This is a genomic window from Glutamicibacter arilaitensis, assembly GCF_044793945.1.
Lineage (GTDB): Bacteria > Actinomycetota > Actinomycetes > Actinomycetales > Micrococcaceae > Glutamicibacter > Glutamicibacter arilaitensis_B.
Genome location: NZ_CP084994.1, coordinates 2,269,414 through 2,291,341, shown reverse-complemented (window position 1 = coordinate 2,291,341; position 21,928 = coordinate 2,269,414). Strand labels below are relative to the sequence as shown.

Here is a 21,928-nt window from a genome sequence, read left to right as displayed (position 1 = left end):
CCTGGCCTTGCGCGGCTACGCGGCCAGCTGCTCGGAGATCTGGCGCTTGATCCGGGCCAGCATCGCAGTCATGCCGCGCATCCGCAACGGTGACAATGCCCGGGAAAGACCCAACAACGCTGGCATATCCTCGGGAACCGCCAAGATCTCGGCGGCCGGGCAGCCATCCAAGCCGGCGGCCAGCACCGAGGCGAAGCCGCGAGTGGTCGGCGCTTCGGGCGGCGCGGAGAAGAACAGGTTCACCACCTGGTCGGCGCTCACCTCGACGATCAGGAACAGCGGGGACTGGCACTCAACCACTTGCTCGAAGAGTTCCGGGTGCTCGGCCAACCGCGTCGGCAATTCGGGCAGTTCGCGGGAGTAATCCAAGAGCAGCTCCAGCCGGTCAGCTTCCGGAACCTCGGTGAACTCTTCGACGATCTCGGCCAATGCCGGGGTCAGCGCGCTCATGCGCGGATCCCGCGCTTGGCTGGAACTGCGCCGGCCGCTTCGCCGCGGACGATCGGCACGCCCACCGCATTACCCCACTCGGTCCAGGATCCGTCATAGTTGCGCACGGTCTCAAAGCCGAGCAAGTGCTTGAGCACAAACCAGGTGTGGCTTGAGCGCTCACCGATGCGGCAGTAAGCCACCACCTCATCGCCGGGCTGCAATCCGGCCTCGGCCAGGTAGATCTCTTCCAGCTCCGCGCGAGGCTTGAAGGTGCCATCCGCCGCCGCTGCCTTGCCCCACGGCACCGAGGCGGCGCTCGGGATGTGCCCGCCGCGCATTGCGCCCTCTTCGGGATAGTTAGGCATATGAGTGCGTTCGCCGGTGTATTCCTCCGGGGAGCGCACATCGATCAGCGGGTTTCCCAGGTGCTCCAGCACCTGCGGCAGGTAGGCGCGGATCACCGAATCATCGCGTTCGATGACCGGGTAGTCCGCGGCTACCACCGAAGGCTTCTCGGTGGAAAGCTCCCTTCCCTCGGCGATCCACTTGTCGCGCCCGCCATCGAGCAGCCGCACGTCTTCGTGGCCGAACAGGGTGAAAACCCACAAAGCGTATGCAGCCCACCAATTGGACTTGTCGCCGTAGAGCACCACCGTGGTATCGCGGCTAATGCCTTTTGCCGACATCAGCGCCGCGAAGTCCTCGCCTTCGACGTAGTCGCGGGTGACCTCATCGTTCAGCTCGGTGAACCAATCGATCTTCAGCGCGCCGGGGATGTGGCCGGTGGAGTACAGCAGGATATCTTCGTTGGATTCGAGCACCACCAGGTTCTCGGTCCCCAGATTTGCCGCCAGCCAATCGCTGGAGACCAGCCGTTCGGGGTGGGCATACTGTGCGTAGTTCGGGTTGTTCTCAACAGGCAGCGACATGCGTGATCACGTTCCTCATAGTTCGGTTTCTGGCCGACGCACGAAGCGGCGGCCGCATTCTCACCTTCTAGCCTAGTCCCCGCGGCAGCGCATTCGTGTGGGGTGCGACATTGTTCTCCATTTTCGCGCCCCCGCCAAGGTAAACTGGCCGATGGGCCAAGGCAGCAGACCCGCATCATCACCCGCACGCCAATCTAAAGGACACCTTCGAACGCATGGCCAAGATCATCCACCTGACACAGACCACACCGAACCTTTCGGTCGATGAACTGCTGGCCGGCTTCCACCCGTCCTACCGTTTCGGCGAGGTGTCCTTCGATACCTACCGCCCGGACCCGAACCAGCCCTCGCAGGCCGAAGCGGTCACCAAACTGAGCAACTTCGCCCAAACCGTGGGCAAGAACAACGGTGGCGGCCTGTTCTCCAAGCTTTTCGGCAAGAAAGCGGAAACCAAAAACGGCATCTACCTCGACGGCGGCTTCGGAGTGGGCAAAACCCACCTGCTCGCCTCGCTTTGGCATGCCAGCCCCGGTCCGAAGGCCTTCGGCACCTTCGTGGAATACACCAACCTGGTCGGCGCGCTCTCCTTCCGCCGCACCGTTGACGTGCTCAGCGAGTACAAGCTGGTCTGCATCGATGAATTCGAGCTCGACGATCCGGGGGACACCGTGCTGATGTCCCGGTTGATGCGCGAACTCTCCGATGCGGGCGTGAAACTCGCAGCCACCTCCAACACCCTGCCCGGCGCCCTCGGCGAGGGCCGCTTCGCCGCGGTGGATTTCCAGCGCGAAATCAAAACCCTCTCCGAGCAGTTCGACGTGCACCGCGTGGACGGCGTGGACTTCCGCCATCGCGGTCTGCCCGACGCGCCCAAGCCACTGGAGGACGGCGCCATCGAGGACTTCGCGGCCGAACGCTATGCGGGCAAGACCCTCGCGGTTGATGATTTCGCTGACCTGGTCGCCCACCTGCACAAGGTCCACCCCTCGCGCTACCGCCAGCTGCTGGCAGAAACCGACGCGCTGGTGCTGCACAATGTGGACACCATCACCGATCAGTCGATCGCGCTGCGCTTCGTGGTGCTCGCAGACCGCCTGTATGACAAGGATGTCCCGATTATTGCCTCGGGCAAGCCATTCAGTGAATTGTTCACCCCGGAAATGATGTCCGGCGGCTACCAGAAGAAGTACTACCGGGCGGTCTCCAGGCTGACCGCCTTGGCCCGCGAGGGGCAGGCCGGAGAGCCGGCCCTCTAGGCAAAGCGCCACACCGGCAACTTCATCGTCGAGCCCCACGCTCGACGATGAAGTGCGTTAACAGCCCGGCGACCAACGCCCAAAACGCGCCGCCGATCCCGAAGAGCGTGAGATTTCCTGCGGCCACCAATACGGTGGCCAAGGCGCTCAGCCGCCAGGACGCATCGGCCATCGCCCCGAGCAGCGAATTTCCCAGCGTGGCCAGCAGGGCCAATCCGGCTGCCGCTTGGAACAAGCCCTGCGGCGAGGCGCTGGCCACGGAGACGATCAGCGCACTGAGGGCGGCGAAGATGAGATAGCACACCCCGGAGCTGGTGGCCGCCCGCCAACGACGGGACGGGTCCGCTCCAGCCTGCTCGCCTGCGGCCAGCGCCGCGGTAATCGCTGCCAGGTTGATCGCATGCCCGCCAAAGAGCGCGCCGACCGAGGAGCCTGCCCCGGTGACCAGCATCGAGGAGCGCCATGGCAACGTGTATCCGAAGGTCCCGAGCACCGCGACCCCCGGAATATTCTGCGAGGCCATGGTGACGATGAATAGCGGCACGCTGATGCTGGCGATCGCCTGCCAGGAGAATTCGGGGGAGACCCACTGCAATTGCGGCAGCAGCTCAAGCTGGCCCCAAGCGCCGGTGCGCCCGATATGCCACAGCCCGAATCCGACCGCAGCGAGCATGCTCAGCGCCACAGCGAACTTGGGCAGCAACCGCAGCCCAATGAAGAACACCAGCAGGATCCCCAAGGCCGGCAGCGGAATCGTGCCCAAGGCGGTAAAGGGAGTCAGGCATAGCGGAATCAGCACGCCGGCGAGCATACCCTGGGCGATCGGCACCGGAATGCGCGTCAGCATCCGATGCAGAGCCGGAATCAGCCCTGAGAGCATGATTAATACGCCGCCCACGATGAACGCGCCCACCGCCTCGGCAAAGCCGAATGCCCCGGGGGCCAGCGCCGCGAGCATCGCCGCACCAGGGGTGGACCACGCAATGCTGATCGGCACGCGGTGACGCAGGGAGAGCACGATGGTGCTCAGCCCGACGCATAGGGACAAGATCAGCAACCCGGAAGCAGCCTGCTGAACGGATGCGCCCACCTGGAACAATCCGGCAAGCACCACCGCGAAGGATGCAACAAATCCCACCATGGTGGTGATGAAACCGGCGATGAGTGCCTGGGCCATGCCATCCGCGGTGGCATTAGTGCGTCGAGTCATATTCTTTTTCTACAGGTTTCAATCTCCGCAATGCTAATCGGCGCACGTCACAGCCCGCATATGAAGTTAAACAAGAAAGGTACCGACCAGAGGTCGGTACCTTTCAAGGATGCTTGGTCAAGGCCGAAGCAAGATCACCAAGGGATTAGCCCTGGTTGTTCTCGCCTTCGTTTTCCTCAGCGCCTCCGCCAAGTCCACCGAGGTAGTCGTTAGCACCCTGCTGGGCACCGTCAACCTGCTCTGCGAACTTGCCGCCGGTCTTGTCGTCGATAAAATCGCCGACCTTGTTGATTCCATCTGAGACCTGATCCGGGTTCTGCTGCGCGAATTCCTCTGCCTTGCCACGCAGATCATCAAATCCTGCCATGCTGCACCTCCATTCGACGGTGGGAACCCCTATAGCTCCACAACTGTTATCCACACTAAAGCGAAAAGCCTTCGCATGGAAGACTTTTAGAATTCCCGGGCGTGTTGTGCAATCCGAAGTTAAACAAAAATGGGAATCACTTGGAGTGATTCCCATTTTCTTGTAATGGAGCGGTCAACGAGGTTCGAACTCGCGACCTCAACCTTGGCAAGGTTGCGCTCTACCAGCTGAGCTATGACCGCATGAATACCAGCAAAAACTAATATTCAGTGCGCGATACTGGGATCGAACCAGTGACCTCTTCCGTGTCAGGGAAGCGCGCTACCGCTGCGCCAATCGCGCCGAAGGATTCCGAAGAATCTCGACAGAAACAAAGTAAAAAACTCTGATTTCTCAGAGCGGACAACGAGGTTCGAACTCGCGACCTCAACCTTGGCAAGGTTGCGCTCTACCAGCTGAGCTATGTCCGCATTTTTGAATGTTGATCCGAAAATCAAAACTCAGTGCGCGATACTGGGATCGAACCAGTGACCTCTTCCGTGTCAGGGAAGCGCGCTACCGCTGCGCCAATCGCGCAAAAAAGATTTATACCTCTTTGCGAGGTGGGGACGGGATTCGAACCCGCGTAAACGGCTTTGCAGGCCGCTGCCTCGCCTCTCGGCCACCCCACCAAACTCGGCCGAAGCCGAGGTGACTAATTTTACTTAGTCGATGAATCTTTCTGCGAGCGGACAACGAGGTTCGAACTCGCGACCTCAACCTTGGCAAGGTTGCGCTCTACCAGCTGAGCTATGTCCGCAAAAAGTGCTTGTTTTCGCGCCGTTTCCGTTCGCTCCAACGAGTAAAAACTCTATACGAGTTTCCGCAAGCTTCCAAATCGAGAGCGTGAGATCTGGTTCACATGGCCGAAAACCCGCGGAACTACGCGGAAAATTAGTTATTCTCGTTCGGACTAGGAACAAAGCGTCCACCGCTCGTGCCATGATCGTGTGCATGACGTCACCAAAACTTGCGATTCAAACAGATCTAGGGCGAATGTACAGCCGTCAGGTGGGAGCCGAAGCCACTGTCCCATCGATCACCACGGTGATCGGGATGGACAAAATGGATCTCTCTGGTTGGGCTGGATACATGGCCGCCAAGTCCCTCTCCGAAGATCAGCGATTGTCCGATGCGTTGTCGCAACCCGGCAAGATGCGATCTCTGGTGCGTGACTCTGCGGCCGCGGCCGAACGCTATCGCGATACCGCTGCTGCCCGGGGGAACCGCGTGCACAACTACGCCGAACAGTACGCATTGCGTGCATTGGGTGAGTCAGAGGATCTAGAGGCGGCGCGCTCGGCCTTGGAGGCCAACGATGAACTGGGTTTCGCGACGCACTTCGAAAAATGGTGGGAACAGTACCGGGTGGAGCCGCTGGCAACGGAGGTGACCGTCTGGAACGAAACCGTAGGCTACGCCGGAACCATCGACCTGGTCGCCCGCATCGGCGGGAAGGTGTGCTTGCTGGACTACAAGACCAAAGGCACCGATCGTGAGGGGATGGTGAAAACCCCCGACGACAAGGTCATCATGCAGCTGGCTGCCGCGGCCAAAGCCGAAGAGCAAGTGGTGGACGCCGACGCTGGCAGCTGGGAGCAGTGGCCCTATGGAACCGATTCGATGCTGCTCGCCGTGGCCCTTGGGCAGAGCGGCACCCGAACTTTTATGGCGCCACCGGCTGCCTTGCCCGATTACTGGTCCAAGTTCTATGCGCTGCGCCGCAACTGGGAGGCGCAGTTCAAAATCTCCAAGGCACGAGCCGCTCTGGTCGAGATCACGCCGCCACCTCATTCCTAGAAGCCGGGCGCACCGTAGACTGGTGTGGTTAGCGTCGGCGCGCCCGAGGCTAGCGGATAGTCGACCAACGCAGAGGGAGCCGCACGTACTATGGCGATTTTGGGAATTCGGATCATCGGTGATCCCGTTCTACGCACACCAGCGCAGGAGGTGACCGAGTTTGGACCGGAAATCCAAAAGCTGGTCGACGATATGGACCAGACCATGGAAAACGTTGATGGTGCGGGCCTAGCGGCGCCCCAGGTCGGAGTCTCACTGCGTGTGTTCACCTACCAGATCGGCAAGGAACGTGGACACATCATCAACCCGGTGCTCGAGCTGAGCGAAGATTTCCAGCCCGACGAGATCGAAGGCTGCCTTTCGATCCCGGGCATTTCCGCTCCGGTGCCACGCCGCCGCCACGTGGTTGCCACCGGCTACGACAAATTCGGAAAACCGGTCCGCATCGAGGGTGAGGGGATGCTGGCGCGCTGCGTGCAGCATGAGACCGATCACCTCGACGGCATCCTCTTCCTGGATCGCTTGGCCCCGGCGGAGAAGAAAGCCGCCTGGCGCACCTTGCGTGCCAGCGACTACGAAAAGACAGCTACCGCCACCGTGGCGCAACGCGCAGGATTCCTCGGATCCAGCTTCGGCGCCGGAATGGGGAACTAACCTATGCGCATCCTCTTCGCAGGCACCCCGCAGGTCGCCGTCACCTCGCTGGAGCACCTGCACGCCGCCGGTTTTGAGATCGCCGCCGTGCTGACCCGCCCCGACGCGCCGCTGGGACGCAAGCGCGTGCTCACCCCCTCTCCGGTCGCAGCCCGCGCCGAGCAGCTGGGACTGCGCACCATCAAATCGAATAAGATCGACGCCGAAGTGACCGCGGAACTAGCCGAGCTGAAGCTGGATGCAGCGGCGATCGTCGCCTTCGGTGGGCTGGTTCCCGCGGCCGCGCTGAACGTGCCGCGGCACGGGTGGATCAACCTGCATTTCTCGCTGCTGCCCGATTGGCGCGGCGCCGCCCCGGTGCAGCACTCGATCATCCACGGCGACGACATCACCGGCGCGGTAACCTTCCAGCTGGAAACCGGGCTCGACACCGGCCCGGTCTTCGGGCAGGTCACCGAGCGGATCGGGGAGCTGGACACCGCCGGGACCATGCTCGATCGGCTCAGCGAATCCGGTTCCACCTTGCTGGTGCAAACCCTGCAGGCACTTGATGCGGGTCAAGCGGTGGCGATACCGCAAAGCGGCTCGCATACCTACGCACCTAAAATTACCGACGTCGACGCGCAGCTGGACTTCAGCCGCACGGCCACCGAAATCCGCCGCCGCGCCCATGGCACCAGCCCATTTCCGGGCGCCTGGGCCACCGCGGATCAGGCACGCTACAAGTTCGGCCCGCTGCGTGAGCGCCGCGAAATGACTGAGCTGGCACCGGGGGAAGTGCACATCGAACCGGGCAAGCACCCGATGGTTTACGTGGGCACTAGCACCTGGGCGCTGGAACTCTCGACCATCCAACCTCCAGGCAAGAAAATGATGAACGCCTCCGACTGGGCTCGCGGCGTACTGACCCAGGGAACGAAAGTGAGCTTCGCATGAGCGGGCACGAATCAGTAAACGAACCACGACGCAACGAAGCGGGCCGCACCCGAAACCGCGGCCAGGGCGATGGCCCTCGAAAGTTCAGCCAGTCGGCTCCGGGCCAGCGCAAACGCGCGGCGGATCCAGCCCGGCTGGTGGCCTTCAAGGTGCTGCGCGAGGTCTCCGCAAAGGATGCCTACGCCAACTTGGTCCTGCCTAAGATGATCCGCGAACACCACCTGGAAAAGCGTGACGCGGGTTTCGCCACCGAACTTGCCTACGGCGCGCTGCGCTCCCAGGGCTTCTACGACGCAATCCTCAGCACTCTGGTTGACCGTCCGCTGGCCGAACTGGACCCGGCAATCCTCGACGCTCTGCGCCTGGGCGCCCACCAGCTGCTGGCCATGCGCGTGCCAAAGCATGCGGCCCTCGATGAGACCGTGTCGCTGGCACGTGCGCAGATCGGCGCCGGGCCTTCCGGGCTGATCAACGCGGTGCTGCGCAAGGTGAGCGTTAAGGAACCCGAAGAGTGGAAGGCACTGCTGACCGCCGACGCGGCCAGCGAGTCCGAAAAACTCTCGATCGAGCATTCCCACCCGGATTGGATCGTCCGCGCCCTGCGCGGTGCCCTCATCGCCCACGGCCGCGAGGCCGGAGAGCTTGCCGAGCTACTCGAAGCGGACAACCTGGCTCCGGTGGTCAACCTGGTCGCGCTGCCCGGGCTGGGCACCTTGGAAGCGGCCATGGAAGCCGGCGCCGAGCCGGGGACCCTGGTCGAGGAATCGGCCACCTACAAGCACGGCGATGTGGCCCGCGTGCCCGGCGTGCGCGAAGGCACCGTGCGTGTGCAGGATGCCGGCAGCCAGCTCGTGGCCCGCGCGTTGGCCGCCGTGAAACTTCCGGTGGACGGCGATGACAAGTACTGGCTGGATCTCTGCGCAGGCCCCGGCGGCAAGGCCGCGCTGCTCGGCGCGCTGGCGGTGCAACGCGACGCCAGGCTCACCGCGAACGAGCCCACCGAGCACCGTGCGCGCCTGGTCGAACAGTCGATGTCCGCAGTTCCCGGGGACTATTGGATGATCACCACCAAGGACGGCCGCGAGTTCGGAACCGAGGAATTCGCGGGGGACTACGACCGGATCATGGTCGATGCCCCCTGCTCCGGGCTCGGTGCCCTGCGCCGCCGCCCGGAATCGCGCTGGCGCAAGCAGCCACGCGACATCCCGGAGCTGACCAGCTTGCAGGGCGAACTGCTTGCCGCCGCTTTCAACGCGGTTCGCGTCGGCGGCGTCATCGGATTCGTGACCTGCTCGCCGCATATGGCCGAAACCCGTCTGGTGGTCGAAGATTTCCTGAAGTCGAACCCCACCGCGGCATTGCTGGACACCGGAGCCGCGGTTTCCGCCGTTGCACTGGCCGGCACTCCCGCCTCCGGGCACGAGCTGGCAGGCGGCAGCACCGCCCAGCTATGGCCGCATATCCACGGCACCGACGCCATGTTCATGGCGATCATCACCAAAAGCGCGTAGCCCGCGCAACAAAATCCACCCTCCCATCCCAAGGAGCACCGATGAGCAACCCGCGCATTAATCCGTCGATCTTGTCCGCGGATTTCGCCAACCTGGCCAGTGAACTGGCGCGCATCCACACCGCCGACGCGGTCCATGTGGACGTGATGGACAATCACTTCGTGCCGAATCTGACCCTCGGGCTGCCCGTGGTCGATGCGCTTGAAAAGGTCAGCGACCTGCCCATCGACGTGCACCTGATGATCGAGAACGCCGATCGCTGGGCCCCGGAATACGCCCAGCTGGGGGTGGACTCGGTCACTTTCCATGCGGAGGCGTCCGCGGCGCCGATCCGCTTGGCCCGCGAGCTGCGCGCCGCCGGATCGAAGGCGTCCATGGCCTTGCGCCCGGCCACTCCCATCGAACCGTACCTGGATATGCTCGGCGAGCTGGACATGGTGCTGCTGATGACCGTCGAACCGGGTTTCGGCGGGCAGAAGTTCCTCGATCTGGTGCTCCCCAAGATCAGACGCACGGCCAAGGCCATTGCCGGAACCGGCAAGCCGATCGCGCTCCAGGTTGACGGGGGCATCTCGCGGGATACGATTCTGCGCGCCGCCGAAGCCGGGGCCGACGTGTTCGTCGCCGGATCCGCCGTCTACTCCGCGCCGGAACCGGCGGCGGAAATTGACGCATTAAGAAATCTTGCACGCATCAGTCATTAAAATGTGTCAAACTAGGCACTAGTAAACACGAATACGTGCTCCGGGGTCGGTGTAAGTCCGAACCGGCGGTTATAGTCCGCGACCCGCTGCCAAGGCCACAAGCCAAGGATGCGGTTGAGCCGGTGAAATTCCGGTACCGACAGTTAAAGTCTGGAAGGGAGAAGCACGGGTTTGATTTGCCATGGCTTAACCAGCCGTTCCGCTCGAGCGAGCCGAACGATCACAAAGCCATAGGCCCATCAACTGCACACCCCCGGAGCCGCCGCTTCGAGAAGGGTGAATGATGGATATTCTGCGGTGGCTCATTGAAGCTTTCAACTCACAAATTGCGATCGGCTCCTCGGCACTTCTGGTGCGCGAAGTCGTCGGCAATATTTTTGGCCTGGCCAGCGCGCTAGGCGGCATGCGCCGCAAAGTCTGGGCCTGGCCCGTCGGCATTGTCGGCAACCTCCTGCTCCTCACGGTCTTTCTGGGCAGCATCTTCGACACCGGCTACACCGCCAACCTGTGGGGCCAAGCTGGCCGCCAGATCATGTTCATCGCGGTGTCCTTCTACGGCTGGGTGCGCTGGAAGCAGGCCCGCGACGGGGTGGACGGCGGCCATGCGGTCACCCCGAAATGGGCTACGACCAATGAGCGCGTGGGCTTGATCGCCATGCTCATCGTCGGCACCATTGCGGTGACACCGCTGTTCAGGATGCTAGGTTCCTACGATCCGGTGTGGGCCGATGCGTGGACCTTCGTCGGTTCGCTGCTGGCCACCTATGGCATGGCTAAGGGCTGGGTCGAATTCTGGCTCATCTGGGTTGCCGTGGACGCGGTCGGCGTGCCGCTGCTCTTCTCCGCCGGCTACTACGCCAGCGCCTTCATGTACCTGTTCTACGGCGGCTTCACCATCGTCGGCTTCTTCGTTTGGATGAAGGCGAAAAAGGATGAAAAACCGCAGATCGAAACCGAAATGCTAGACCCTACGATCAAAGGAAAGCAATTATGATCGGGCAGAGCGAATTGGACCAGGCGCTACGCACGGCGCTGGAAGCGGCGCAACGCGGAGCCCGTGGAGCGAATCCATTGGTCGGCGCGTGCGTGCTCGACGGGGCCGGACGCGTGATCGCCACCGGCTTCCACCTGGGCGCCGGCAACCCGCACGCCGAGATCGATGCGCTGCGCCGGCTGGGCCGCATGGATCGCAACCAGGCGGCGGAACTGACCATGGTGGTCACCCTGGAGCCATGCAACCACCGCGGGCGCACCGGACCCTGCGCGCAGGCCATTGCGAACGCCGGCATCGGACATGTGCACTACGCGATGAGCGATGAAACCGCCACCGCCAGCGGGGGAGCTGACTACTTGCGCTCGCGCGGGATCACCGTCACCCAAAGCGATCAGCATCTGGCCGCCTGGGAATTGAACCACCGGTGGTTCCGCGCCAAGGCGGAAGGCCGTCCGTTCATCACCGTGAAAACCGCCCAGTCCCTGGATGGGCGGATCAATGCCCCGGACGGCAGCAGCCAGTGGATCACCGGGGACGCCTCGCGCAACCACGCACATGGGCTGCGTTCCCGGGTGGACGCGATCGTCGTCGGCACGAATACCGTCATCGCCGATGATCCGCGGCTGACCGCGCGCACCGCCGCCGGGGGACTGCACGAACACCAGCCCTACCGCATTGTGCTGGGCAACCGGGAGCTGCCCGAGGACTTGGCGCTGGCATACGACGACCATTGGGAGCAGCTGCGCACCCACGACGTCAGAGAACTTGTCAGCCGCGCCACCGAACTTGGCTTCAACCACCTGCTCATCGAGGGGGGCTCGATCATCGCCTCGGCGTTTATCGAAGCGGACCTGGCCGATGAGATCTACTGCTACCAGGCACCGGTAATCATCGGGGCCGGAAGCACCTCGGTGAACATCAACTCGGTGACCACCCTGTCCCAGGCCCGTCATTTCAGGCTCGACGCCCACCAATCCGACGCGCTCACCCGCCTCGATGCGGATGTGCTGATGCATCTGGAACCGCTGCCCGAACGCGCACCCCGCACTCTTTAAAGGACCCCCAAACAATGTTTACCGGAATTATCACCGGCACCGGCACGGTGCTGGGAATTGAAAACCACCCGAGCGAGGATCTCGCAGTCCTCACCCTGAAGGCACCTGGCCACACCGAGGACTTGGGCCTCGGTGGTTCGCTGGCAGTCAACGGCGTCTGCCTGACCGCCACCGAGCTGGACGGCGAAACCCTGAGCGTTGACGTGATGGGAGAAACCCTGCGCCGCACCAGCACCGGGGAACTGCGCTCCGGCTCGATCGTGAACCTGGAACGCTGCACCCCGGCTGGCGGGCGGCTCGACGGCCACGTGGTCCAGGGACATGTGGACACCGTCGGCACGGTGCTGGCCCGCGAAGAGCACGGCCAGTGGACCACCTTCCGAATCGGGCTGCCCGATGAATACGCCCCGCTCACCGCGGAAAAAGGCTCTATCGCGCTGGACGGCATCTCGCTGACCATCACCGCGGTCTCCGCGCCGGCCGCTGCCGGAGCCCACTGGGTGGAGGTCGGCATCATCCCGATCACGCTGAAGGAAACGACCATGGGCTCCCGCCAGGTCGGCGACGCCATCAATATCGAGGTGGATGTGCTCGCGAAATACGTGGCACGGCTGAACGCGTTCGGAGGCGGCAAATAATGCCCCGCAAGGAACTGGACTCGATCCCCACCGCGCTGGCCGCCCTCGCCGCCGGGAAAGCGGTGGTCGTGGTGGACGATGAAGACCGCGAAAACGAAGGCGACATCATCTTCGCCGCGCAATTCGCCACCCCCGAACTGATGGGCTTCACCATCCGCTACACCTCCGGGGTCATCTGCGTGCCGCTGGAAGCGGCACACGCCGATGAATTGGGCCTGGCCCCGATGGTCGGCATCAACCAGGACTCCAAGGGCACCGCGTTCACCGTCTCCTGCGACGCGGCCAGCGGAATCACCACCGGAATTTCAGCCGCCGACCGTGCCCTCACCTCCCGCTTGCTGGCGGACCCGGCCGCCGAGGCAGCTCAGCTGAGCCGCCCGGGGCATATTTTCCCGCTGCGCGCCGCCGCCGGAGGCGTGCTGGAACGCCGCGGCCACACCGAGGCCGCGGTGGATCTCTGCCGTGGCGCGGGTCTGGAACCGGTGGGCGTGATCGGTGAGATCGTGAACGACGACGGTTCGATGATGCGCCTCGATGATCTGCGCGACTTCGCCGCGGCTCACGAGCTGCCGCTGGTCAGCATCGATGATCTGGCCCGGTGGCGCCGCGTCAACGATGAAATCTCGCTGACCGAAGCCGTCTCGCTGCCCACCCCCTTTGGCACCTTCAGCGCCCGGGCCGCCAGCGTGGAGGGCCACGAGCACATCGTGCTCAGCCATCCGGCACCCACCCTGGACGGGGCGACGAACCTGGTGCGCATCCACTCCGAATGCCTCACCGGCGACGTGTTCGGTTCCTACCGTTGCGATTGCGGCGAACAGCTGCATGCGGCCCTGGAGCAGATCGCGGCCGAGGGCGGGCACCTGGTGTACGTGCGCGGCCACGAGGGGCGCGGCATCGGACTGTTCAATAAACTGCGCACCTACGCGCTGCAGGAAACCGGCGTGGACACCCTCGACGCAAACCTCCACCTGGGTTTCCCCGCCGACGCGCGCGAGTACTTCGCGGTAGCGGCAATCCTGAAGCACCTGGGGATCGATGAGATCCGCCTGCTGAGCAACAACCCCGACAAGCAGGCCAAGCTCACCCAGGCCGGCGTGAAGGTGAGCGAATTAGTGCCCAGCAGGATCGCCCCACGCAGCGAAAACGAAAGCTACCTGCGCACCAAGCAGTCGCGATTCGGCCACGACCTGCAACTGCCGGACACCAAAACCAGCTTCTGAAGCACCATCACACAATCTTTAAGGATCAAAACATGAGCAAGCATGGAGCCCCGACAAACGTCGCCGATGAGCTCAAAGCACTGAATCTTTCAGGCTTGAAGGTCGCGATCGTCGCCGCCAGCTGGCACGAGGTCGTCATGAACGGCCTTATCGACGGCGCGCAGCGAGCCGCGCGCGACGCGGGGATCGATAATCCGAGCCTGATTCGCGTTCCAGGCACCTTCGAACTTCCGGTAGCCGCAAGCACGCTGGCCAAGTCCTACGATGCGATCGTCGCCCTGGGCGTGGTGATTCGCGGCGGGACACCGCACTTCGACTTTGTCTGCCTCGCGGCCACGAACGGCCTTACCGACGTTTCGGTGAACACCGGAGTCCCTGTCGGTTTCGGTGTACTCACCTGCGACGACGAGCAGCAGGCGCTGGACCGCGCGGGTCTGGAAGGTTCCAGCGAGGATAAAGGCTACGAAGCCTTCTCAGCAGCTGTGATGACCGTCGCAGCCCTGCGCTAATGCCCGCATCGGGCGTCACAATAGGCGTGGAAAATTCGGGCGTCGGCAGGAAAAACGCTAGTCTTGTAGACGTGAAAACTTTTGACGAGCTCTTCAGCGAACTATCGCTCAAGGCCCAAACCCGCCCGGAAGGCTCTCGTACCATCACCGAACTTGATTCCGGTGTTCACGGCATCGGCAAGAAAGTTGTGGAGGAGGCCGCCGAAGTTTGGATGGCCGCCGAGTACGAAAGTGACGAGGAAACAGCCGAGGAAATCTCCCAGCTGCTCTACCACTTGCAGGTTTTGATGATTGCCAAGGGTCTGACCTTGGCCGACGTTTACAAGCATCTATAGCCGTCGCGCTGCTACGACCGGGTTTTCAAACCCGGTCGTAGACACCGCTCGGCGGCAGTAACAACGGCCAATTAGATCCTTGGCGCTTGTTTTTGGCATATCGCCCGGCGCCACACTCATGAAACGAGTAATTAAATGCTTCGCGTAGCCCTGCCCAACAAAGGTGCCCTCTCCGAAATCGCCTCAACCATGTTCAAGGAATCCGGCTATCTTCAGCGCCGAGACTCTCGCGAACTGGTTCTGGTCGATGAGGAAAACAACGTTGAATTCTTCTACCTGCGTCCGCGCGATATCGCCGTTTACGTAGGCCGCGGCATCCTTGACGTAGGAATCACCGGTCGTGACCTGTACCTCGATGCAGATGTCGACGACGATGTCGAGGAGCAGCTATCCCTTGGCATCGGCAAGTCCGCCTTCCGCTTCGCCGCCCCCATCGGAGCGTTCAACTCCGTCGAGGAGCTCAATGGCAAGCGCATTGCCACCAGCTATGACATTCTTCTGGCCCACTACCTGAAGAAGCAGGGGATTGACGCGAGTGTCGTCCGCCTGGATGGTGCAGTTGAGTCCTCCGTGCGTCTTGGTGTCGCCGATGCGATCGCCGATGTGGTCGAAACCGGCAACACCATCAAGGCTGCCGGAATGGAAATCTTCGGCGACGTGCTTCTCCAGTCGGAAGCCGTGCTCATCGGACGTGTCGGCCACAAGCCGGCCGGTCTTGATGTGCTCATCCGCCGTTTGTCCGGCGTGCTAGTCGCCCGTCAGTACGTCATGCTGGACTACGACATTCGCCGCACTCAGGTCGAAGAGGCTTGCGCTTTGACTCCTGGTCTGGAATCGCCAACCGTCTCAGACCTGGCGAACTCCGACTGGTGCGCCGTCCGCGCGATGGTCAAGAAGTCGCAAACCAACAACATCATGGACGAGCTGTACGACGTTGGGGCTCGCGCGATTCTGGTCAGCCAGATCCACGCCTGCCGCATCTAGCCACGCCACCTTAGGAGATACAGCTCATGAGCGTAGCAATCCGTGTTATTCCGTGCCTGGACGTCGATGCTGGACGTGTCGTCAAGGGCATTAACTTCGAAGGTCTTCGCGATGCCGGAGACCCTGTGGAACTGGCCCGGCGTTACAACTTGGCCGGTGCCGACGAACTCACCTTCCTAGACGTGACAGCTTCCAGCTCGGACCGGGAGACAACCTTCGAAGTCGTAAGGCATACGGCCGAAGAGGTTTTCATCCCGTTGACTGTTGGCGGCGGTGTCCGAGCAGCGGAAGACGTCGATCGCCTGCTGCGAAATGGCGCCGACAAAGCATCGATCAACACCGCGGCGGTGGCTCGCCCGGATGTGATCAACGAGATTACCGAACGTTTTGGTTCGCAGGTCTTGGTGCTTTCCCTCGACGCACGTCGTACTGACGATCCATCGATCGCCTCGGGCTATGAGGTCACCACGCATGGTGGCCGGACCGGGACCGGAATGTGCGCGGTAGCTTGGGCTAAGGATGCGGCCGAACGTGGCGTAGGCGAGATACTTCTGAATTCGATCGATGCGGACGGCACCAAGGACGGATTCGATCTGGAAATGATCCGCGCCGTACGCGCGGCCGTAAAAGTTCCTTTGATCGCTTCTGGCGGCGCGGGTAAACCGGAAGACTTCCCGCCGGCAATCGAAGCCGGAGCCGACGCGGTCTTGGCTGCTTCGATCTTCCACTTCGGACCTACCGACATGATCGCTAAGGTGAAGGAAAAGATTCGCGAAGCCGGCTATCCGGTGCGCTAACATTTCTACGAAAAAATGGGTCAGTTCTTTTTGAACTGGCCCATTTTTGTGTCCATCAAGAATTGTTCTCGGCAGGATCTAATCCGTGGCTATGAGTTGTTTCTTGGTTCGCCATACGTCGATTTCGATTGGATTACTGGGTACTGCAGCTTGTCCCGGGATTGCCTGCCACGGGCCGCCATCGACGCTAAATTCTCCACGGAACAACGTTGTGAGCCCAACGCTGTAGGTGCCTGTTTCCTCAAAAGAATGACTTGTTGGCGTTTCGTCCCGAAGCGTATGCTCCGGTGCTGGCTGACCTGGGAAGTCTAGGTTCCGAGTCTTGCCATCCCCATATGTCCAATTCCATGCGACTGGTATGGCCCTTAGCTTTGTGGGAACGCCTCTAATGTCTGTGTTGAAATCCTGAGTATCGCCTTCTGCCCACAAGTGTGTGTGGCCGTTGCGAAGTGAGAATTTTTGGGGATCGCTCTCCACATTTGAACCACGAATGGGGAATTTCCTGAATTCAGCAGGTGTGATTACTAATCGTTCAATTATTTCGGCGTCTTGAAGGTCAATAGGTACGTTATCTTCTGGGCATATTTGATGCGTAATTTGTGTTTCTCCGTCACGCGGTCCTCCGATGAACCTTATTATGCGCGAATACGGTGACGTTCCGTTCTCGCAAAGAACGGAATCCGGATTTTGATTACAGCCGCGAAATTGTTCCAATCCGATAACGCATCCGTCGAGGTATTCTACTTCATAACGTTGTTTTGGTTGGTGGTTTATTAGGTCAGGTCGTTCTTGGTGGTAGGGATCGGTTTCGACATAATTTTTGTCGCATTCTTCAACTAGGACTTCTATTTGATTATTGTGGAATTGATTTAAATAAGGACAGACTAACGCCGACTCGGCAGTAGCAAGAACCGGCACAGTCGACTCAAAAGGCTGCGTACCTGAAAAACTTAGGAAGACCGCAAATGCAGAGATCAATATATGGTGTTGCATTTCTTATTCCGAGAATTTCAGATCGAACATTTTCCAACCGTTGTCCCAACGAAGGATTGTGATCCCTGTTATCGGTTCTTCTGAGGCAAGGCCACGTGCGACAAGCTTGTTGGCTGCAGAGTAGATCTCTGTCTTCTGTGCTGTTGCTGAAAAAGACAGGATGGCTTCGGTGCTGCTCGTTTTTTTGACGCTTTCAACATCCGCCTCGTACTGACCGCCGACCTGCCAGTACTTGAGCTTTGCTCGACCCCTAACGGGATCGATTAGGTTGTCGCCACAGACCTTGCAACTACGCTTCGTTACCTTGGTTATGTCGCCGACAGTATGCGTTTCGAGAGAATAATTAACTAAGTCGAAGTAATGCTTGACGAAGGCAATTGCACCTTCTTCATTATGTTTTTTTGCAAGCTCTGGCATCTGTGGCTTTGGAACGTTCTTCGCCGGACCCTTAGCGGTCGCAGGCTCGTATTTGGGCTTCGTCGGTGTCGGGCTTGGTTCGGTAGGTTCCGATTCTTGCGCCACCGGGCTAGAAGACTGAGTCGGGTCCGGCGGAGAAGTGCCGCCCGTGCAAGCTGTAACCGTCAATGCACAAGCCAAAACGATAGATTGTGCCACTGCAATTTTCCGAGTGTTCATGAGAACTCTCCGAGCATGTCGAGGATCGCGTTTGAGCGATATCCTAGACCCCTTGAGTCGTTATTGGGAGAGTATGCGCGAAAAGTGTGGATAACTCGAGGCCGTCAGACCTAGTCGAGTTTAGTAATGAAACCTAGATCGAGGGGTGGTAGCCGCGGATAATCTGCAGCGCGCTTTGACCGGCTTCGAAGGTAACTAGTGCTTCATCGGTGCGCCCGGAGGCGTACATCATCAGCTCCGTGACCGGCCCATTAATGGAGACGGCATTCGGAGCCTTCTTCGCCACGTGGCGTTGCCCATCCGGACGGCACAAGATTATGCCGACGGGGGCCTTGCGGAAGAACAAGCGCGAGGTTTTGATAAGAGATTGCCACAGCAACTCCGTGTATTCATTGTCCAACACACGGGGAGCCCACTGGCTGCGCGCACGGCGCACATCTTCGGTGTGAATGAAGAACTCGTTCAGGTTCAGCGCCTTGTCCAGCTTTTCAAAGGCGAAGGGGGAGTAGCCCTTGGGCCCGGCACGGAAGCGGCGCACCAGGGCCGCGTATCGTTCGGGCTTCTGCGCGTCGTCGGCAAGCTCTTGCAGACGCACATCGAGTTTCGAGGCGAGCGGCTTAAGCACAACGCCGGCGCTGAGCAGAGAATTTTCGCGGAGGACTAAGTGCGCGGCGAGGTGGCGGGTCTGCCAACCGGCGCACAGAGTGTCGGCGGTGGGGCCCGCTGCTAGCAGGGTCTCGGCCAACGCCAATCTGGAAGCTTGAACTAGGTGCATCACCTCTGAAACTAGCACGGGTTGGCGGTTCTTGGGCGTAATCGACTGCGGGTGTCGTCAAGCGGTTACGATCGGCTCTAAGCGGTGCGTCACGCTCGGGAGATGAAGGCGGAGAACCCAGTATGCTAAAGGGGATGTCTACTTCTCAGAGCGGCTCGAATTGGAGCCCCGAATCAGAAACCCTCGACCCGCAGATAGCGCAACGGTTGAAACGCGATGCGAACGGGTTGTTTGCCGCGATCGTGCAGCAGCATGACACCGGACGGGTGCTCATGCTCGGCTGGATGGACGACGAAGCGCTGCGCCGCACGCTGTCCACCGGGCGGGTCACGTTCTACTCACGCTCCCGCCAGGAATACTGGCGCAAGGGAGACACCTCAGGGCATGGGCAGTACCTGAAGTCCGCCGCCCTTGATTGCGACGGCGACGCGTTGCTGCTGAAGGTCGACCAGGTGGGCGCGGCCTGCCATACCGGCACCGAATCCTGCTTTACCGATCGGCAGTTGCCCGCGGCCATCGGTCACCGCCCCGAATAAATCGGGCCTGACACCCCACGAACGCCCAGGCAAGCATCGGGCGTCCTCAAAGTTTAAGCGTTTGAAAAGAAGCTGAATGAAAACCCTAGGCAAGATTTCCCCTTCCCGCGAGGCCTTCCTGGCCATGGCACCGACCCGCCGGGTCATTCCGGTCACCATCTCGGTGCTGGCCGATTCGCTGACCCCGATCGGACTGTACCGTTCGCTGGCCGGCGGCCGCCCCGGCACCTTCCTGATGGAGTCGGCCGCCCCCGGCGGGGTGTGGAGCCGGTATTCGTTTGTGGGAGTGAATTCGCCCGCGACGCTGAGCACGCGCGGCGGAGAGGCCTACTGGCAGGGGCATGTGCCCGAGGGATTACCCACCGGCGGGGTGAGCGTGGACGTATTGCGCGACACCGTTCGCGCGCTGCACACCGAACCGGTGCCGGGAATGCCGCCGCTGACCGGCGGCATGGTCGGCTTCATCGGCTGGGAGTGCGTGCGCCACTGGGAGCGCCTGCCCAATCCGCCGGTCGATGACCTGAACATCCCCGAGCTGAGCATGAACCTGGTCGCCGACATGGCGGCGCACGACGCCACCGAGGGCACCGTGACGCTGATCGCCAACGCGATCAACTTCGATGGCCGCGAAGAGCACGCCGAGGCGGCTTACGATGCCGCGGTGGCGCGCCTGCAGAAGATGCTCGACCAGCTCGGAACCCCGGTGGACTCGACCGCCATCACCCTGCAGGGCACCGACGTGCCGCGCGAGGCGCTGATGGAAGCGGTCAGCCATTCCTGGGACGAAAACGAGTATCTCCAGGCGCTGGCGAAGGCGAAGGTGGCCATCGTCGACGGGGAGGTGTTCCAGATCGTGGTCTCGCGCCGCTTCGAATTGGAAACCAAGGCGGATGCGCTGGACGTGTACCGGGTGCTGCGCGCGACGAACCCGAGCCCGTACATGTACCTGTTCAACTTCGAGAACGAGGACGGCGAGCCCTTCGAGATCGTCGGATCCTCCCCGGAGGCGCTGGTCACGGTCAACGACTCCCACGTGGTCACCCATCCGATCGCCGGCTCCCGCCCGCGCGGGGCGAACTACGAGGAAGACCAGCTGCACGAGAAGTCGCTGCTGGCCGACGAGAAGGAACGCGCCGAGCACCTGATGCTGGTGGACCTCTCGCGCAACGACCTGTCCCGCGTCTGCCAGGCCGGCACCGTGGAAGTCACCCAGTTCATGGAGGTGGAGCGCTTCAGCCACATCATGCACCTGGTCTCCAACGTGGTCGGCAAGGCGCGGGAAGACGTGGACGCCTACGATGTGCTCGCCTCCACCTTCCCGGCCGGCACGCTCTCCGGGGCGCCCAAACCCCGGGCGCTGCAGCTGCTCGACGAGTACGAGCCCTACCGCCGCGGGGTGTACGGCGGGGTCGTGGGCTACCTGGACTTCGCCGGCGACATGGACATGGCCATCGCGATCCGCTCGGCGCTGCTGAAGGATCACCGCGCCTACGTCCAGGCCGGAGGCGGCATCGTGAACGACTCGAAATTCGCCGACGAAGCGCTGGAAACAGTTAATAAGGCCGCCGCTCCGCTGCGTGCGGTCTGGGCCGCCGGCTCGATGCGCCAAGCCAATACCGAAACTGGTGAAACCAAGTGAAAAAACATCTCACCGCCCGCAATACCGCACTGCTTGGCATCCTCGGAGCCCTGGCCGGCCTGTGGACCGCCACCCGCACCTGGGTGGTCGTCCAAGTCGAATCGGGCACCGTGCAGGTGCCGGCGATCGTCGTCGACGGGTCCACCGCCGCCGCTTCCGTCACCGCCCTGTGCGTCGCGGTGCTCGCCGGGGCGCTCGCCCTGCTGATCGCCGGGAAGATCGCCCGCTACCTGATCGGCCTGATCACCTTGCTGGCAGGCATCGCGGTCATCGCCGCCGGAGTCCAAGCGGTCACCAACCCGCAGGCTGCCGCCGCCGGTGCGGTGGCCGAAGCCACCGGGCTGACCAGCGGCGCCGGGCAGTACACCGTCTCGCTCTGGCCCTCGCTGACCGTGGTGGCCGGGGCGATCATCGTGCTGCAGGGAATTCTGGTGCTGATCTATTGCGGCGGGTGGAAAAAAAGCTCGAAGTACGATCGGGAGGTTTCCGCGGCCCCCGCGGCCAAGGACGCGCAATCGCGCGGGATCTCGGACTGGGAGCAGCTCTCCAAGGGCGAGGATCCCACCAGCGGCAACCAGTAAGTGATTCTGCCCACCGGGACGCAACGAAGCGCCGTGGAATAGGCCATCGCCAAGTCCAAGTGGCAGAATAGTAAGCGAAGTCCATCGTGCGGACCGGTTTTCCGGTGCGGCACGCAACCTGAAGAGTAAAAGGGAGACATCCAGCAATGTCGCAGAACACCGAGACTGACCCGGTCTACACCGAAGAAATCGGCCACGGCAACTCGATCGCAGCCTGGGCCTGCGTCGGCACCATGATCGTCGGTTCGATCGTCGGCGGCGTCGCCTTCGCGTTCCACAACCCGGCCATCGTCTACGCGGGCGCGGGCATTATGGTGCTCGGGCTGATCGTCGGCTGGATCATGAAGAAGGCCGGTTTCGGTGTGGGCGGTTCGCGCAGCGGAGCAGCACACTAA

The 21,928-nt window shown here is 61.9% G+C and carries 25 protein-coding genes, 6 tRNA genes and 1 riboswitch; of the genes, 18 read left to right on the top strand and 13 right to left on the bottom strand.

Going from position 1 to position 21,928, the window contains the following annotated elements; translation table 11 throughout:
* Positions 1 to 15: 15 nt before the first annotated feature.
* Positions 16 to 450 (bottom strand): SufE family protein, encoded by a 435-nt coding sequence (locus LG294_RS10825; RefSeq protein ID WP_404285571.1) that lies wholly within the window; start codon positions 448 to 450, stop codon positions 16 to 18.
* Positions 447 to 1,361 (bottom strand): sulfurtransferase, encoded by a 915-nt coding sequence (locus LG294_RS10820; protein WP_404285569.1) that lies wholly within the window; start codon positions 1,359 to 1,361, stop codon positions 447 to 449. Before LG294_RS10820 ends, LG294_RS10825 begins: the two co-directional genes overlap by 4 nt.
* 215 nt (positions 1,362 to 1,576) lie before the next feature.
* Here LG294_RS10820 and zapE point away from each other — a divergent pair, with 215 nt between their 5' ends.
* On the top strand, positions 1,577 to 2,617 hold the full coding sequence (gene zapE / locus LG294_RS10815; RefSeq protein WP_404285567.1) for a cell division protein ZapE: 1,041 nt from the start codon (positions 1,577 to 1,579) through the stop codon (positions 2,615 to 2,617).
* Between the two features lie 22 nt (positions 2,618 to 2,639).
* On the opposite strand, the gene LG294_RS10810 is transcribed toward zapE, so the two are convergent.
* The 8 genes from LG294_RS10810 to LG294_RS10775 form a co-directional block, all read right to left on the bottom strand.
* Positions 2,640 to 3,827: a benzoate/H(+) symporter BenE family transporter gene (locus tag LG294_RS10810; protein WP_404285565.1), complete on the bottom strand. Its 1,188-nt coding sequence runs from the start codon at positions 3,825 to 3,827 to the stop codon at positions 2,640 to 2,642.
* Between the two features lie 145 nt (positions 3,828 to 3,972).
* Positions 3,973 to 4,194: an antitoxin gene (locus tag LG294_RS10805; RefSeq protein ID WP_404285563.1), complete on the bottom strand. Its 222-nt coding sequence runs from the start codon at positions 4,192 to 4,194 to the stop codon at positions 3,973 to 3,975.
* A 166-nt stretch (positions 4,195 to 4,360) separates the two neighbouring features.
* Positions 4,361 to 4,436: transfer RNA gene (locus LG294_RS10800), tRNA-Gly, on the bottom strand.
* A 28-nt stretch (positions 4,437 to 4,464) separates the two neighbouring features.
* A tRNA-Val gene (locus tag LG294_RS10795) sits at positions 4,465 to 4,536 on the bottom strand.
* Between the two features lie 55 nt (positions 4,537 to 4,591).
* A tRNA-Gly gene (locus LG294_RS10790) sits at positions 4,592 to 4,664 on the bottom strand.
* A 34-nt stretch (positions 4,665 to 4,698) separates the two neighbouring features.
* Positions 4,699 to 4,770 (bottom strand) — tRNA-Val (locus tag LG294_RS10785).
* 24 nt (positions 4,771 to 4,794) lie between these two features.
* A tRNA-Cys gene (locus tag LG294_RS10780) sits at positions 4,795 to 4,865 on the bottom strand.
* 55 nt (positions 4,866 to 4,920) lie between these two features.
* A tRNA-Gly gene (locus LG294_RS10775) sits at positions 4,921 to 4,993 on the bottom strand.
* A gap of 194 nt (positions 4,994 to 5,187) precedes the next feature.
* On the opposite strand from LG294_RS10775, the gene LG294_RS10770 reads away from it, so the two are divergent.
* From LG294_RS10770 to hisF, 13 genes are all read left to right on the top strand, one after another.
* Entirely contained in the window at positions 5,188 to 6,033 is an 846-nt protein-coding gene (locus tag LG294_RS10770; protein ID WP_404285561.1) for a cytochrome, read from the top strand.
* Positions 6,034 to 6,123: 90 nt separating this feature from the next.
* On the top strand, positions 6,124 to 6,687 hold the full coding sequence (def, locus tag LG294_RS10765; RefSeq protein WP_404285559.1) for a peptide deformylase: 564 nt from the start codon (positions 6,124 to 6,126) through the stop codon (positions 6,685 to 6,687).
* Positions 6,688 to 6,690: 3 nt separating this feature from the next.
* Complete coding sequence (fmt, locus tag LG294_RS10760; protein WP_404285557.1) at positions 6,691 to 7,623, top strand: methionyl-tRNA formyltransferase; 933 nt, start codon at positions 6,691 to 6,693, stop codon at positions 7,621 to 7,623.
* On the top strand, positions 7,620 to 9,134 hold the full coding sequence (locus LG294_RS10755; RefSeq protein ID WP_404285555.1) for an RsmB/NOP family class I SAM-dependent RNA methyltransferase: 1,515 nt from the start codon (positions 7,620 to 7,622) through the stop codon (positions 9,132 to 9,134). Before fmt ends, LG294_RS10755 begins: the two co-directional genes overlap by 4 nt.
* A gap of 41 nt (positions 9,135 to 9,175) precedes the next feature.
* Positions 9,176 to 9,838: a ribulose-phosphate 3-epimerase gene (gene rpe / locus LG294_RS10750; protein WP_404285553.1), complete on the top strand. Its 663-nt coding sequence runs from the start codon at positions 9,176 to 9,178 to the stop codon at positions 9,836 to 9,838.
* A gap of 32 nt (positions 9,839 to 9,870) precedes the next feature.
* Positions 9,871 to 10,008, top strand: a riboswitch (FMN riboswitch).
* Between the two features lie 113 nt (positions 10,009 to 10,121).
* On the top strand, positions 10,122 to 10,832 hold the full coding sequence (pnuC, locus tag LG294_RS10745) for a nicotinamide riboside transporter PnuC (protein ID WP_404291726.1): 711 nt from the start codon (positions 10,122 to 10,124) through the stop codon (positions 10,830 to 10,832).
* Positions 10,829 to 11,887: a bifunctional diaminohydroxyphosphoribosylaminopyrimidine deaminase/5-amino-6-(5-phosphoribosylamino)uracil reductase RibD gene (gene ribD / locus LG294_RS10740; protein ID WP_404285551.1), complete on the top strand. Its 1,059-nt coding sequence runs from the start codon at positions 10,829 to 10,831 to the stop codon at positions 11,885 to 11,887. Before pnuC ends, ribD begins: the two co-directional genes overlap by 4 nt.
* 14 nt (positions 11,888 to 11,901) lie before the next feature.
* Positions 11,902 to 12,525: a riboflavin synthase gene (locus LG294_RS10735; RefSeq protein ID WP_404285549.1), complete on the top strand. Its 624-nt coding sequence runs from the start codon at positions 11,902 to 11,904 to the stop codon at positions 12,523 to 12,525.
* Positions 12,525 to 13,748, top strand: a complete 1,224-nt coding sequence (gene ribB, locus LG294_RS10730; RefSeq protein ID WP_404285547.1) for a 3,4-dihydroxy-2-butanone-4-phosphate synthase — start codon at positions 12,525 to 12,527, stop codon at positions 13,746 to 13,748. Before LG294_RS10735 ends, ribB begins: the two co-directional genes overlap by 1 nt.
* A gap of 32 nt (positions 13,749 to 13,780) precedes the next feature.
* Entirely contained in the window at positions 13,781 to 14,257 is a 477-nt protein-coding gene (gene ribH, locus LG294_RS10725) for a 6,7-dimethyl-8-ribityllumazine synthase (RefSeq protein ID WP_404285545.1), read from the top strand.
* 71 nt (positions 14,258 to 14,328) lie between these two features.
* Positions 14,329 to 14,592: a phosphoribosyl-ATP diphosphatase gene (locus LG294_RS10720; protein ID WP_404285543.1), complete on the top strand. Its 264-nt coding sequence runs from the start codon at positions 14,329 to 14,331 to the stop codon at positions 14,590 to 14,592.
* A gap of 135 nt (positions 14,593 to 14,727) precedes the next feature.
* Complete coding sequence (gene hisG / locus LG294_RS10715; protein WP_404285541.1) at positions 14,728 to 15,576, top strand: ATP phosphoribosyltransferase; 849 nt, start codon at positions 14,728 to 14,730, stop codon at positions 15,574 to 15,576.
* Between the two features lie 26 nt (positions 15,577 to 15,602).
* Entirely contained in the window at positions 15,603 to 16,373 is a 771-nt protein-coding gene (gene hisF, locus LG294_RS10710) for an imidazole glycerol phosphate synthase subunit HisF (protein ID WP_404285539.1), read from the top strand.
* A gap of 78 nt (positions 16,374 to 16,451) precedes the next feature.
* On the opposite strand, the gene LG294_RS10705 is transcribed toward hisF, so the two are convergent.
* The 3 genes from LG294_RS10705 to LG294_RS10695 form a co-directional block, all read right to left on the bottom strand.
* Positions 16,452 to 17,366 carry a hypothetical protein gene (locus tag LG294_RS10705; protein WP_404285537.1) on the bottom strand — a complete coding sequence of 305 codons (915 nt, stop codon included), beginning with the start codon at positions 17,364 to 17,366 and terminating at the stop codon, positions 16,452 to 16,454.
* Between the two features lie 3 nt (positions 17,367 to 17,369).
* Positions 17,370 to 18,002, bottom strand: coding sequence for a DUF6318 family protein (locus LG294_RS10700; RefSeq protein WP_404285535.1), 633 nt, complete (start codon positions 18,000 to 18,002; stop codon positions 17,370 to 17,372).
* A 133-nt stretch (positions 18,003 to 18,135) separates the two neighbouring features.
* The gene (locus LG294_RS10695; RefSeq protein WP_404285533.1) at positions 18,136 to 18,795 is read right to left on the bottom strand and encodes a TIGR03085 family metal-binding protein; all 660 of its coding nucleotides are present in this window, start codon (positions 18,793 to 18,795) and stop codon (positions 18,136 to 18,138) included.
* Positions 18,796 to 18,911: 116 nt separating this feature from the next.
* Here LG294_RS10695 and hisI point away from each other — a divergent pair, with 116 nt between their 5' ends.
* The 4 genes from hisI to LG294_RS10675 all read left to right on the top strand — a co-directional run bounded on the left by hisI (position 18,912) and on the right by LG294_RS10675 (position 21,928).
* Positions 18,912 to 19,313, top strand: a complete 402-nt coding sequence (hisI, locus tag LG294_RS10690; protein WP_404285531.1) for a phosphoribosyl-AMP cyclohydrolase — start codon at positions 18,912 to 18,914, stop codon at positions 19,311 to 19,313.
* Positions 19,314 to 19,389: 76 nt separating this feature from the next.
* A complete protein-coding gene (locus tag LG294_RS10685; RefSeq protein ID WP_404285529.1) occupies positions 19,390 to 20,952 on the top strand; it encodes an anthranilate synthase component I in 1,563 nt (520 codons plus the stop codon).
* A complete protein-coding gene (locus tag LG294_RS10680; protein ID WP_404285527.1) occupies positions 20,949 to 21,533 on the top strand; it encodes a Trp biosynthesis-associated membrane protein in 585 nt (194 codons plus the stop codon). Before LG294_RS10685 ends, LG294_RS10680 begins: the two co-directional genes overlap by 4 nt.
* Before the next feature lie 146 nt (positions 21,534 to 21,679).
* Entirely contained in the window at positions 21,680 to 21,928 is a 249-nt protein-coding gene (locus tag LG294_RS10675; RefSeq protein WP_404285525.1) for an HGxxPAAW family protein, read from the top strand.

Excerpts from the sequence above, each read along its gene's own strand:
- LG294_RS10770 (WP_404285561.1), top strand. The coding sequence starts at position 5,188 with ATGACGTCACCAAAACTTGCGATTCAAACAGATCTAGGGCGAATGTAC.
- LG294_RS10685 (WP_404285529.1), top strand. The coding sequence starts at position 19,390 with ATGAAAACCCTAGGCAAGATTTCCCCTTCCCGCGAGGCCTTCCTGGCC.
- LG294_RS10755 (WP_404285555.1), top strand. The coding sequence starts at position 7,620 with ATGAGCGGGCACGAATCAGTAAACGAACCACGACGCAACGAAGCGGGC.
- hisG (WP_404285541.1), top strand. The coding sequence starts at position 14,728 with ATGCTTCGCGTAGCCCTGCCCAACAAAGGTGCCCTCTCCGAAATCGCC.
- LG294_RS10825 (WP_404285571.1), bottom strand. The coding sequence starts at position 450 with ATGAGCGCGCTGACCCCGGCATTGGCCGAGATCGTCGAAGAGTTCACC.
- LG294_RS10805 (WP_404285563.1), bottom strand. The coding sequence starts at position 4,194 with ATGGCAGGATTTGATGATCTGCGTGGCAAGGCAGAGGAATTCGCGCAG.
- hisF (WP_404285539.1), top strand. The coding sequence starts at position 15,603 with ATGAGCGTAGCAATCCGTGTTATTCCGTGCCTGGACGTCGATGCTGGA.
- LG294_RS10705 (WP_404285537.1), bottom strand. The coding sequence starts at position 17,366 with ATGCAACACCATATATTGATCTCTGCATTTGCGGTCTTCCTAAGTTTT.
- fmt (WP_404285557.1), top strand. The coding sequence starts at position 6,691 with ATGCGCATCCTCTTCGCAGGCACCCCGCAGGTCGCCGTCACCTCGCTG.
- hisI (WP_404285531.1), top strand. The coding sequence starts at position 18,912 with ATGTCTACTTCTCAGAGCGGCTCGAATTGGAGCCCCGAATCAGAAACC.
- LG294_RS10820 (WP_404285569.1), bottom strand. The coding sequence starts at position 1,361 with ATGTCGCTGCCTGTTGAGAACAACCCGAACTACGCACAGTATGCCCAC.
- pnuC (WP_404291726.1), top strand. The coding sequence starts at position 10,122 with ATGGATATTCTGCGGTGGCTCATTGAAGCTTTCAACTCACAAATTGCG.
- ribB (WP_404285547.1), top strand. The coding sequence starts at position 12,525 with ATGCCCCGCAAGGAACTGGACTCGATCCCCACCGCGCTGGCCGCCCTC.
- ribD (WP_404285551.1), top strand. The coding sequence starts at position 10,829 with ATGATCGGGCAGAGCGAATTGGACCAGGCGCTACGCACGGCGCTGGAA.
- def (WP_404285559.1), top strand. The coding sequence starts at position 6,124 with ATGGCGATTTTGGGAATTCGGATCATCGGTGATCCCGTTCTACGCACA.
- LG294_RS10700 (WP_404285535.1), bottom strand. The coding sequence starts at position 18,002 with ATGAACACTCGGAAAATTGCAGTGGCACAATCTATCGTTTTGGCTTGT.
- rpe (WP_404285553.1), top strand. The coding sequence starts at position 9,176 with ATGAGCAACCCGCGCATTAATCCGTCGATCTTGTCCGCGGATTTCGCC.
- LG294_RS10735 (WP_404285549.1), top strand. The coding sequence starts at position 11,902 with ATGTTTACCGGAATTATCACCGGCACCGGCACGGTGCTGGGAATTGAA.
- zapE (WP_404285567.1), top strand. The coding sequence starts at position 1,577 with ATGGCCAAGATCATCCACCTGACACAGACCACACCGAACCTTTCGGTC.
- LG294_RS10675 (WP_404285525.1), top strand. The coding sequence starts at position 21,680 with ATGTCGCAGAACACCGAGACTGACCCGGTCTACACCGAAGAAATCGGC.
- LG294_RS10810 (WP_404285565.1), bottom strand. The coding sequence starts at position 3,827 with ATGACTCGACGCACTAATGCCACCGCGGATGGCATGGCCCAGGCACTC.
- ribH (WP_404285545.1), top strand. The coding sequence starts at position 13,781 with ATGAGCAAGCATGGAGCCCCGACAAACGTCGCCGATGAGCTCAAAGCA.